Here is an 11,692-nt window from a genome sequence, read left to right as displayed (position 1 = left end):
AAGAAAAACCCTGAAGTTAAGCAAAAGTTATGGGGTGGAGCATTCTGGAGTTCAGGATATTTTATGAATACTGTCGGCCAGCATGGTAATGAAGATGTAATTGCAAATTATGTGAAAAACCAAGGCAATGCGGAGTACAAGCAGCTACACCGGAAGGAAATAAGTCCGAACCAAATCAGTCTGTTTATGGACTGACCACTCAAGTTGCACTGAGGATACCCCGCAGCTTGCTGCGGGGTAGTTCATTCTGGCTTCATACATCTGTGGTCAGCATAAACATGCTTATCGAGTCATTACCGAGGCCACGACTTCACAAGATTTCTTTGCACTGAAACGCTTTCTAATGGGGAAGGGCGGGCTGAATCTCGACTGGCTGGTTCAGCAGGTTCAGTCGGACTTAATGCTGGACTGGAAGGCTGGCCGAGAAAATATGCGGGACAGAACCGTATTAGCCAGTGCCTGCGGCTTAAGTGAGCATCAGGCCTGTTACTTCAATCTTGCTGAAGATGACTGGGAGCTGGCATTGAAAGCTACCTGCGCTATTCCACTGCTTCATACTACTCCGGTTCAGAGTGAGAACGACCAGTATGTGGATGGTGGTGTCTGTGCCCCGATTCCTGTTCATGAAGCTTATCGACGTGGTTATCGACACATCGTCGTGGTTCGTACCATGCCGGTTGAGTATAACGGAGAGCATCAGTGGTTGAAAGGAATGAACAAATGGATGAAGAAAACCAAAGCGGCTGATCTGATGGGTCTGTTGATTGAGCATGAAGAGAGTTACAGCAAAACACAGGCGTTTCTGGCAGCGCCACCGGACGATGTCACTATTTATGAAATTCATCCCAACAAGGCACTGGACTCAAAACTGATTGGCAGTCCGATGGAGGCTCTTGAAAGGGATTATGAACTGGGTTTGAAATCAGGTCGTTATTTTCTGAATACTATGGGACGTAAAATTGCTCGGATGCAGACCATTCAGTCTGAACAGTGGCTGGATAAAGCCGGTGCCGTTGATTCGTTAAAAGCCGCCAGGCCAGGGGCTTGAGTTCCGACAGCGATGGCTGCAGTCCTTTGCTTGACGAAGCCTGCAAGGTGTTCGACTTCGGCTCTCCAGTCCTGGATCTTCGCCTGGCGTTCAGAGTTCAGACTCCTGACGAACTGAATAGTTGCAGTGCTCATGCCCATTTCTGAAATTTGTCAGTATCACTAACCAAAAGCGGTTATTTGGTTAGTGATTTCTACGTTCCAGTCTGAATAATGACAGCTGTTACATTCAGCCAGAAGGATCAGGCATGCAGGCAGCGACCCATCAATCATCAATGGATCATACCCGTCCAAAGTTACATCTACCTCCTGACAGTAAACAGTTACCAGGTGTCTGTTATCTGGAATTGCGAGGAAAAGAGCTTTACACCAATGATCTGACTCGTTTCTATCGGAGTGAGCAGGACGCAAGAAAGCTGTCGTCCTATGACGTTAAGCTATCCAAAACAGACAATAACCTGCTGGTTGATCTGAGCGATATGCCCTTGAGCCATTGGATGGAGCTGACAGCAACAGAAGATAAATTTGAAACCCAGATTCAATCTTTCCTTAAGGCTCGCCTGTCTCTCGAACAATTCATGATTGCCTCTTATCTGGATAAAAAGGTTGAATTAAAACAAGAATACCTGAGTCTGGAAAAAGAGTTGAAAGAACTCCTGTTTGCCGCTCAGGATATTCGATCTTACACCCGACATCTGCCTGATCTGGCTCAAAAGATTGAATCTATGTGGCAGGCGGATCATCAGGGGTCATCATTTCCCGCAAGAGCATTTACAGATGACTGTTTTCAGGGGCGATGCGAAACGCCTGCCACCGTTCCAGATGCCAGAAAGAAGAACCTGTTTTCCTGCCTTCCGAGTGTAGGACAGTGGGCTGAAGACTTGCCACGAGTCAGGGTTCCGCAGCGATTAAGACTGGAAGATATTCTCAAGATCAAAAAAGGGTCGGTTTTCAGCCGAGTGCTGGCTCACGAGCTCAAATCTCTGCTAGGACTGGATGAAGCTCCGTTGTTTCTACAATTTCTACCTTCAGAAGCCGTGAAAGATGTCGTCAGTCAGTGCAGTTTTAAAGATGCTATGGAAGGTCTTAATCTACAGCATGGCAAGTACCCTCACTTAATCCATCTATTTTGTTTGGCAAAAGGGCAGAAGCTGACAAAACCATTACTGGATCTGATTCTGAAACTGGGTATCTGGAACAGTTTCTTTGATAGAAGTGCATTTCGCGAAGATATCATTCTGGGAGACAGTGACCCCTCAGAAGGGCAGGGTACCCGTGTAAAAGGGTTTACCAGGGCTATTTCCGGGTCAAATCCCCATAACCTTTCCCGGATGTTGATGAATGCCGAGTTATCCGAGGCTTTAAAAGATCTACGGGCAAGAGATAAAAAGGATATTCTGCCTAAGATATTGAAAGACTGGTTTGGGGTAACACTGGAACCCGGGGAATCACTGGATCAGAAGCTGGATGAAACGATAAAGCAGTTGGAAGTATTGGAAACTTACGTCCGGGATAGTCTGTTTGGGAGTCTGGATAAAATAGCTGCTCATCATCCGGGACTCTTAGCTGAACTGGGACTTTTGGATGAGGATGATGAATTTTCAGGCGATGACTTACTGCAGTTTGGTCTATTTAACCAGGGAGATAGTACAAACGATGCTCCAATTGTCAAAGTAGCCATGGAGAAAGCAATCCGTTGCTTCAGGGACGGACACACGGTTTTGCTGCCCGATCCGACCGGCAAGAGTCTGGTTAAAGCCACCTCTGAAGATCAGGTTCGATCGACCAGAGGGGCCGTCGTTTTCAAGAAACGTTAATAAAGACCTTGAAAACGCCTTTTAGGCACCTTCCTATTTACTGGGCTTTTGCTGGGAGTGAGCAGGCATAGCCCGTGTTTGTATATAGTAGTTGTAAATCCTGCCATTTATTTCCAAAGGCTCTCCCAGTTTTTGCAGCTCTTTTCCTGAGGCAAAGTACTGCTCAGTGTAATCATCTGGATTGGAAGTAGAAAACTGTTTAAACATCTGGCTCCACATATTGACTTTCTCTCTGCGGAGCATCATTTCTCTTAATTGGACCTTGCCCTGTTGTGTTCTAACGACTCTTCCCAAGCCCGCATCGCCAGACCAGGAATGCACTATAGGGTTGCATTCTTTGGGTCCAGCCCGAACAGGAAGAGCGTAAACATTTTGTTGTTTATCGAGAAGAATATTCACCTCACTGTCAGGCAGCATATCTTGCTCAGCAAACTCAAACACTTTCTTGATAATCTCAGGGTGTAACGGCAGGCTTATGGCGCCTCTCTCATCAGGACTGATAGCGGCTAAGCCGGTCACCGACTTCAGGTCAAATATATCCATTCGACAGGATTCGCAGAAATTTGTTTGTTGCTGGGTTCTAAGATCTGTGTGTGTCAGCTTTGCATGAATGGGATGATGGCCGGATGGGGCATTCACAGCGTAGTCGAGTACTTTTTCTTCTGCACCGGATCGTACCTCTTCTGGCATGTTTTCCAGAATCGTACGCGCTGGAACTGCTTTGTTTAAAAACGCCTGTCTTTTAAGAGAGTAACCTTTCCCACAAGTCTTCTGGATGGGCATGGAATATCGACAGACAGACTCAAATTCAACGGCTTTTATCTTTAAGTTTGGCCGTTCTGATCCTGTGGATCCTGAAATGGCGATCCAGTCGATTAACTCTGACATGCTGTCGTTCAGCAAATAGTCTGGACCTCCAGTCAAACCAAGCCAGAAGCTGCTGATGGTATTGTTCATGGCGTTGAAGCTGCCCACGACAGGCAACTTTTTATTCTGGGTAGCAGTATGAAGGTGAAGGTTGGACTGCATGTGATCCAGAAAACCATTGTTAACCTCAGGAAATAAAGGAATATTGGTGTTGCCTGCCACCACAAGAGGTGAAGTGGCGCCATACCCTTTTTCTTTGGCCAGAGTCAGTGCTTGCTCCAGTCCTGCTACCACAGGATGTCTGGTAACATCGGGCAGGTCAGCCTGCAGTTTTTGTTGTTCGCGAAGGTGGTTAAAGTTGAAGGAAGTGGCAAAATAGACCATTAGATCGATACTTCGCACCTCGTCCGTCTTTACAGAAATGGCTAACATGTTCCCGGCATGGATTTTTTTTCCAAACTGCGATTCATCCAGCCAAACTTCTTGCAGTAGGTTTTTCTTACTTGGGAAGCCATAACGGCTGACGATGAGGAATGCGCCTTCAGACTGGTAATAGCTCCATGCGTCCTTTTTCTGACTGACTACGGAATCATAAGAGGCGTTTTTTACGGCCATTACAAAATCTCTAATATTTTGACGAGTCAGGTGACCGGTAATAATGTACACCTTTGGAAAAATACCTTTTCTTGATAAAAATGCAGGCAGTTCTTCCAACATGTTTGAACGATGCAGGCTGACTTTTACTTTACGGTCCATATAGTCATCTTCACGGACAGCTTCATCGTCTACTGCGAATATTGAAGGATGATCCATATGCCAGTAAATGATGTCATCACTGCTGGCATCTCGATACCAGTGTTCATTTAAATAGACATCAATAGCAGGTTTTTTAACCGGAGGTGGTTCACTGCTGGAATCCGTAGTTGAAGAAGGAGTTTCCTCTTGTTCAAGCTGGGTATAAGACTGAGCTGGTGCCAATAAGGGGAATAGAATAGTGACTATCAGAACGATAAATAATCGCATGGTGACTTGAATTCCTTCAGCCAGTGACGAACTTAAAGTGAACCTAAATTATAGTTATGAATATTTTCCTGGGACGGGGTCACTCAGATTGATTTGTTCTGCCTCAGGCTCTGAATAATGAAAAATATTCAGAAGCAATGAATGATAATTTTTAACTCATGAGTCTGGTTGCCTGGATTCTTGAGAGATTACAAGCAACTTATTGTTTGTTTGAATCTTGAAGAAAAGTTGTTCGTGTTACAGGCTGTGTCGACTTGGTTAATGGGGTTTGTTTTCAGATAAGAACGTCCTGTAAACTATCTGAAGCTCTTCACTTAAGATGGTTTTAGCCTGTTTCAAGGTTGATCAGGAAACCTGACTGATGGGTTGGTATCCCCTCTCTTTAAGATGGACAATCGGTAAGAATAATGGCGCAGGCAAGTGATCCCATTCAAACCATTCCCACTCAAGGCACTTTTCGGGTTCTTTGACTTCCGGTGTTCCTGAAGAAGATTCAGCAATCATAAAAAGTGTAATGTAATGCTTTCCTTCAGTGGTAAAGACGTCATTGGTATAGGGTCCTGTTCTTAACTGGCTGATGCTCAGACCTGTTTCTTCCATAACTTCCCTGATACCACATTCTTCAGGGCTCTCACCAAATTCAAGATGACCACCGGGAAAAGCCCATTGCCCTTCACCATGACTGTTGATTCGCCGTCCAAGAAGTATCTTGTTGCCTCTTATGACAATAACGCCGACACCGATTCTTGGAATATTCTTATCCGTCACAGAGTGCTCCAATGATCAAAACCATAATGAAGAAAGTCATTAGTCTAAGCATTGGGTCAGGTTTGAACAATAAACAGAGGCGAGGTTTTGTATAGAGCCAGCAATATTCAAAAACAAGGCTAGTACAGCCAAGCGTTAATGCTCATATATACTCTGTTCATTCAGAGCTTGTTGCAGGATGATGGAAACACATCTCGACAGGTTCAGTGCGAACGGTATGGGGTTTAACGCTTAGATGTTAGTTAGAGGTTTGACTGGCTGCGTTTCTGGCATAGTGTTCAATATGCCGTGTGAATTTGTCGTGTCTATCCAGTAACGAGCTATAGGCATATTTGGCAGGGATGGTCATCACCTTGCCAGCTTGTGACAGGCCTCTGAAGATTCTGCCGGTATTGGCTACAAGGTCTTTGCTGACATTGTAATGGGTAACCAGCTGGCTAGCCTGAGCAAGGTTTTCTCTGGGGATATCCGATAGAGCTTTACGACTCAGTTCAGAGCTGGAAAAACAAACGGCTTGTACAGGGGGAGTCATGGATAAAGCAGCATAATTAGCTTCTGCTCCCCCTTTTGAATGACCATTGAGTTTAAGTTTGAAGGGTTTTCCTTCAAGCGTCGAAGGCATCTTCTCAAGCAGGCTTGCTGTCAGGACTTTGGCTTGTATAAAACTGTCGGGTATGCCTCTGCCTAGCATATTCTTGATATTGGCTTTCCACTGTTTTCCCGAGAATTTGAAGTTTTTCCTGGAGCGCTCCAGAAAGTCTCCCTGTGATAATCCGGAAGTGGTACCACCAAACACCAGGCGAACTTCCTGAAGCTGCGCGTTGATCAGGACATAAGCTGTCAGTCCGGAATTTCTGTCGTATAGGAAACCAGGTTCTTCTGAACTGATGGTCAGTCCGGCATCACTGGCAATCAGCTCTGCCAGCTCTGAAGAAGGATCCCATTGGGTGGCAAAGTCTTCCTTTTCAGGGGCGTGAATCTCACCTGCCTGGTGAATTTTTTCCAGAGAGCGGTGATAGGGGTATGCAGCCAGCTGGGCATCAATGGCCATTGACCGAAGTGTTTTTGGGTCGGTGGGTGGCTTGTTTGCTACGGCCAGTTTCCTGATCTCCCGCTGTTTGAGTTTAACGTTATTCTTTTGCAAGGAAGTTTTTTGAGGAGAGTGCTTCCCTCTGTTTTTAAAAGGTTTAATTCTCCATCGCCCAAGAATACCTGCTTTTGCAGGTTTGCTCGCTTCGGTTTCAGAAAATCGCTGATACTGGGCGGGTTTCCTTCCAAGTTTGAATCTGTCCATGATCTTTTTGGTTGCCCGTATTATGAGGCCAGTTTGTACTGTATGGAAAGTGTCTTTGTGATTTCAGTATAGATAGGAGAGAGGCTATCCAAGTCAAAGAGAGTCAGGAGGCAGCGTTATCTGCTGCCTCCTCATAAGCCTTAATCGGTGATTCGGTAGAGATGCCAGCTGTGCACCCAGCCTTCAGGGTTGGACGAATAAAATCCACCAATATCAGGATTAACCAGTGTCATCAGGGAAGGATGAAGAACGGGGATCAGAGGTAATTCTCTGGCCAGAATGGCTTCAGCATTCTGATAGTTGGGTAATCGGGCAACCGCTGTTTTCTTGCTTGCAGCCAGAGAGAGTTCCCTCAGGTAAGCTGGATCCCTGAAGGGACCAAAGAATTTGCTCTCGGTCAGAGGGGTCAGGAAGGCTGTGGCATCATTATAACCTGCCAGCCAGGCAAACCAGACCAGATCATAATCACCTTTGGAAATCCGGTCGAGATAAGTACTCCAGTCATCACTTTCGCTGCTTAAAGACGTTCCCAGAGTGCTGTTTATCTGGTGGCAGATCTCCGGAAGGATATCCAGAGAGTCGTATTTGGGGCTGGATAAAATGGTCAGCTTTATATCACTGGCTTTTACACCGCTTTCTGCCAGCAATTTGATGGCTTGCTCTTTTCGGTCGGGGTTTTCCAGCAGCTTTTTACAGTTGGCTGGATCCGGGTTGAAGCCGCGGGTATGAGGAGCGACAAAACTGCAGGCCGGTCGGGTGTGGCTATGTGGGTAAATCTTTTTGACCAGTGCGTCCCGGTCAATGGCCATGGACAGGGCTTGCCTCACCTTTCTATTTTGCAGTGCTTTGATTTTTGGGCTGACAATCAGACTCGCTGTGGCCAGAATCTGATCCTCAAATACCGACACCGGATGTTTCTTTCTCAACTCCTGGATGTGCAAGGCTGGCAGCGGGGCTGTTACATCCAGTGTATGGTTTACAAAGCCTTCTATCTGACGATGCACTGAAGGAGTGATTTGATAGTTGATCTGCTGCAGGTCGGTATTCAAATGGCGGTAGTAGTTCGGGTTACTGGTCAGCTCGATACGGGTTTCAGGAATCACCTGCTCAATCTTGTAGGGACCGTTGGTGACAGGAATGGTGGCGGCATCACCAGACAGATTGCTTTGATGGACAGGCAGAAAGCTGGGGAAGGTCATCAAGTCCAGAAAATAGGGGACAGGTTGATCCAGTTCTATGACCAGCTTATTTCCATAAGCCTTTATACCCAGTGCATCCGGATTGCCATTCAGTGCCTTCTCAGCTCCCGTTATTTTGGCGACCTTCAAATACCAGCGGTAAGTAGCCCGACGTTCAGGATCGGCCAGTGCTTTGAAACTTCGGACAAAATCATCGGCCGTCAAGGGGCTTCCGTCTGACCATTTCAGGTTATCCCGGATGATAAAGGTATAGCGGATACCGTCGGGGTGGCGTTCAACATCACTGGCGACGCCGGGTACAGGTTCACCGTTTTTGTTTTGTACCATCAACCCTTCATAAACATCTTTCAGCACCTGAGCATCAGGGGAGCCACCGAAATAGTGTGGATGAAGGGACTTGGGGTTGGCCAGCAGCCCTCTTTCCAGGGGTAAAGACATGGCTGGCATGGAAGCAGCGCAGGCCAGCAGTAAGCTGGTCAGAGTCAGGCGGGCTCTTTGAAGCCAGCTACAGCATTTGAATATATTGAAGGGCATCAGGTCATCAGATCAAAAAACTTCAGGAGTTTTGTGTATAGCTTATTCGCAGCCATCTTGCTGAAAAATGCCTGTTAGGAAGGTGGTGTCTGAGGATTATTTAACGCTGGAGGGATGTGGGAAGGAGGGAGCAGAGGAGTCTGCTCCCTATAGGTATCAGCTCAAAGCTGCTTCCATACGATCCAGAGCCTTCTCCAGGGCTTCATCGCTGGTGGCATAGGACAGGCGCATGCAGCCTTCCATACCAAAGGCAGAACCCGGTACCAGGGCAACGCCTTTTTCCAGCAGCATTTCAGCCAGCTGGGTATCTTTTTCAAAGCCCAGGGTCTTCATGGCTGCACTGAAATCAGGGAAAGCGTAGAAGGTTCCATCACTTTTAATGGCATGAACACCAGGCAGTTTGTTCAGGCGGCCAACAACATAGTCGTGACGCTTCTTGAAGGAAACCAGCATGGTCTTGACACAGTCCTGTGGACCGGCCAAAGCTTCAGTGGCTGCCGCCTGGGCAATAGAGCAAGGGTTAGAGGTGCTCTGGGACTGGATCTTCTTCATGTTCTTGATCAGCCAGGCTGGGCCGCCGGCATAACCAATACGCCATCCGGTCATGGAGTAAGCCTTGGATACGCCGTTCAGAACAATCGTTCTGTCGTACAGTTCAGGGCAGGCCATCAGGATGTTGCAGAACGGCTCATCACTCCAGAGGATGTGCTCGTACATGTCATCGGTAGCGACCATAACATGAGGGTGCTTCAGCAGAACTTCTGCCAGACCTTCCAGCTCCTTACGGGTGTATGCCGTACCGGATGGGTTGGACGGGCTGTTCAGTACCACCAGTTTGGTTTTAGGTGTGATAGCAGCTTCCAGCTGCTCAGGGGTCAGCTTGAAGCGGTTTTCCAGAGTGCCTTTCACAATAACCGGCACACCTTCGGCAATGGCGACCATGTCCGGGTAGGAAACCCAGTATGGGGCAGGAATAACAACCTCGTCACCCTTGTCGATCAGCGCCAGGCACAGATTGAAGAAACTCTGCTTGCCACCGGAGGAAACCAGAATCTGGTCGGGTGCGTACTCGTGACCATTGTCGCGGCTGAACTTGTCAATAATGGCCTGTTTCAGTTCTACCGTACCGTCAACGGCAGTGTACTTGGTTTTTCCTTCGTTAATGGCCTTGATCGCAGCAGCTTTGATGTGATCAGGGGTATCGAAGTCGGGTTCACCGGCACCCAGGCCAATAATGTCGTGTCCGGCAGCGCGAAGTTCAGCGGCTCGGGCAGTGACTGCCAGGGTAGGTGATGGTTTGACCATCTGAACGCGGTGGGAAGGTTGACCAGTCACGATGTTCCTCGTTAATCGTTATTCAAACCCGTATGAAATCCAACTGATACGAATTCCGGTACTAAGATTTAACGCTGACAAGCAGGCTTGTCAGGGAATCATGTATCAGCACTGCGCATCATACACAACGCATGTTCACTGCGCCATCTGAAAACCGACACGCAAGTTTCATATTTGCGTCATCTTCTTTTCAGTTATGTCCTTAAATGTTAACCCAAACCTTGTCAGGTAGGTTCTGAGTCGGTGCGAATCATTAGTGCTGGCTTTCTCGGATCGACTTACATTAAACAGTTTGCGTCCAGCTTCAGCCATAGACCGACACTGAAGGCAGACTTCAATGACGCTGGCGAGCTGCATTTGGTCAAACTGATCCAGTTGGGTGAGTTGATCTTCGCCGAGATAGTCAGTGAGTTCGATTTTCTGGCTCACGGGTGACAAAGGTTGCCACCGCTGTTTGAGACGGCTGACCTCTTTATTAACGTTGTCTTCATTGATTCGGCCTCCTTCACTGAGCGTCACCATTCTGTTTACGCTGGCGGTCAGATCACGAAAGTTGGATGACCAGAGACTGTCGGGCAGGGTGGCAAATTTCATGTAAGCGGCGCGAGCCGTTTTATTAAAGCGCACCTGTTTATTTTTCTGGCGGGCATGCTGATGAAGCTCAAAGTCCAGATTGGGCTCGAGATCTTCCAGTCTCTCGGATAAACCGGGCAACTTCCAACTCCAGATATTGATTCGAGCCAGCAGATCTTCGCGGAAGGTGCCTTTAATAACGGCTTGTTGGAGATTTTGATGTGTACCTGCCAGTAGCTGGAAGTCACTGAACACGGTTTTATCACTGCCAACAGGGTAAAAGCGTTTCTCTTCAATGGCATGCAGCAACATGGCCTGTTCATCCAGGCCTAATTCACCAATTTCATCCAGGAATAAAATGCCCTGGTTGGCATTCTTTAAATAGCCCTCTCTGCTCTGTTGAGCGCCTGTATATGCCCCCTTGCTGTGTCCGAATAAAGCCGACATGGCGCCGTCACCACGTAAAGTCGCACAATTGACCGACACAAATTTGCCCATCACATCGTTGCGACTGGCCTTCAGTTCATAAATTCTTCGAGCCAGCTGGGTTTTACCCGCCCCGGTAGGCCCTTCCAGAAGAATGGGGTCAGAAGAAGCAATGGCAACCTGCTCAATTTCTGCAATCAGGTTATTAAAGGCAGTGTTTCGGGTTTTAATGCCGGACTTAAGAAAATCCTGACCCGTCTGAGCCTGTTCCTGATAACGACTCGCCAGAGCATCATACTTTGCCTGCTCCAGATCAATAATCCTTAAAGTGCCGACAGCACGATTTTCAGCTTCAAAGTCCGGTGATATTTGCAGAAGGCTGGCAGGAATCAGGCGCGCCTCACTGATCAGAAACATACAGATCTGATTGACGTGGGTGCCTGTGGTGATATTCAGGTAATAATTTTCACTGTCTGTTTTAACAGGGTAGTGTCGTGTGTACTGATCAAACCAGCCGTACACCTCGGCAAAATCCCAGGGATCACTCCACGGGGCTTCCACCAGAACCACTTCGGTGTGAGGTGATACTGACTGTATATCCGCCACCACCTTGCCCGCCATTCTGAAGTATTGGGGATCGTAGAGCAGTTCCAGGCGATCCACTTTGAAATCTTCCTGCATTACCAGGCTGATGTTGGGGCGCCAGGTCTGCCAGCGTCTGGAACCCCTGCCTTTATTGTCCTTTACGACACCCAGGATACTGATGACGACGTTCTTCTTGGTCATTATTCGCTAAGTCAGTCTGATAT

Annotated in this window: 9 protein-coding genes; 3 read left to right on the top strand and 6 right to left on the bottom strand. The window is 47.5% G+C overall.

What is annotated here, in order from left to right; translation table 11 throughout:
• The 3 genes from WG89_RS29795 to WG89_RS26835 form a co-directional block, all read left to right on the top strand.
• Positions 1–195, top strand: a 195-nt coding sequence (locus WG89_RS29795; RefSeq protein ID WP_172806770.1) for a transposase, incomplete at its 5' end; no start/stop codon positions are given.
• Between the two features lie 148 nt (positions 196–343).
• Complete coding sequence (locus tag WG89_RS26840; RefSeq protein ID WP_062270726.1) at positions 344–1,048, top strand: DUF6363 domain-containing protein; 705 nt, start codon at positions 344–346, stop codon at positions 1,046–1,048.
• Between the two features lie 247 nt (positions 1,049–1,295).
• On the top strand, positions 1,296–2,864 hold the full coding sequence (locus WG89_RS26835; RefSeq protein WP_153301856.1) for a hypothetical protein: 1,569 nt from the start codon (positions 1,296–1,298) through the stop codon (positions 2,862–2,864).
• 33 nt (positions 2,865–2,897) lie between these two features.
• Here the strand turns inward: WG89_RS26835 and WG89_RS26830 are convergent, their stop codons facing one another.
• The 6 genes from WG89_RS26830 to rtcR all read right to left on the bottom strand — a co-directional run bounded on the left by WG89_RS26830 (position 2,898) and on the right by rtcR (position 11,669).
• On the bottom strand, positions 2,898–4,754 hold the full coding sequence (locus WG89_RS26830) for a hypothetical protein (RefSeq protein ID WP_062270724.1): 1,857 nt from the start codon (positions 4,752–4,754) through the stop codon (positions 2,898–2,900).
• 345 nt (positions 4,755–5,099) lie between these two features.
• Complete coding sequence (locus WG89_RS26825) at positions 5,100–5,522, bottom strand: nucleotide triphosphate diphosphatase NUDT15 (protein ID WP_062270727.1); 423 nt, start codon at positions 5,520–5,522, stop codon at positions 5,100–5,102.
• A gap of 238 nt (positions 5,523–5,760) precedes the next feature.
• Entirely contained in the window at positions 5,761–6,816 is a 1,056-nt protein-coding gene (locus tag WG89_RS26820) for an alpha/beta hydrolase family protein (RefSeq protein WP_062270723.1), read from the bottom strand.
• 140 nt (positions 6,817–6,956) lie between these two features.
• Complete coding sequence (locus WG89_RS26815) at positions 6,957–8,549, bottom strand: peptide ABC transporter substrate-binding protein (RefSeq protein WP_062270722.1); 1,593 nt, start codon at positions 8,547–8,549, stop codon at positions 6,957–6,959.
• A gap of 156 nt (positions 8,550–8,705) precedes the next feature.
• On the bottom strand, positions 8,706–9,854 hold the full coding sequence (locus WG89_RS26810; RefSeq protein WP_062270721.1) for a pyridoxal phosphate-dependent aminotransferase: 1,149 nt from the start codon (positions 9,852–9,854) through the stop codon (positions 8,706–8,708).
• Positions 9,855–10,052: 198 nt separating this feature from the next.
• Entirely contained in the window at positions 10,053–11,669 is a 1,617-nt protein-coding gene (rtcR, locus tag WG89_RS26805) for an RNA repair transcriptional activator RtcR (protein ID WP_062270720.1), read from the bottom strand.
• Positions 11,670–11,692: the final 23 nt, after the last annotated feature.

It is taken from the genome of Endozoicomonas arenosclerae (assembly GCF_001562015.1).
GTDB classification, from domain to species: domain Bacteria; phylum Pseudomonadota; class Gammaproteobacteria; order Pseudomonadales; family Endozoicomonadaceae; genus Endozoicomonas_A; species Endozoicomonas_A arenosclerae.
The sequence above is the reverse complement of the archived record's forward strand: the minus strand, read 5'-3'. Positions and strand labels throughout refer to the sequence as shown.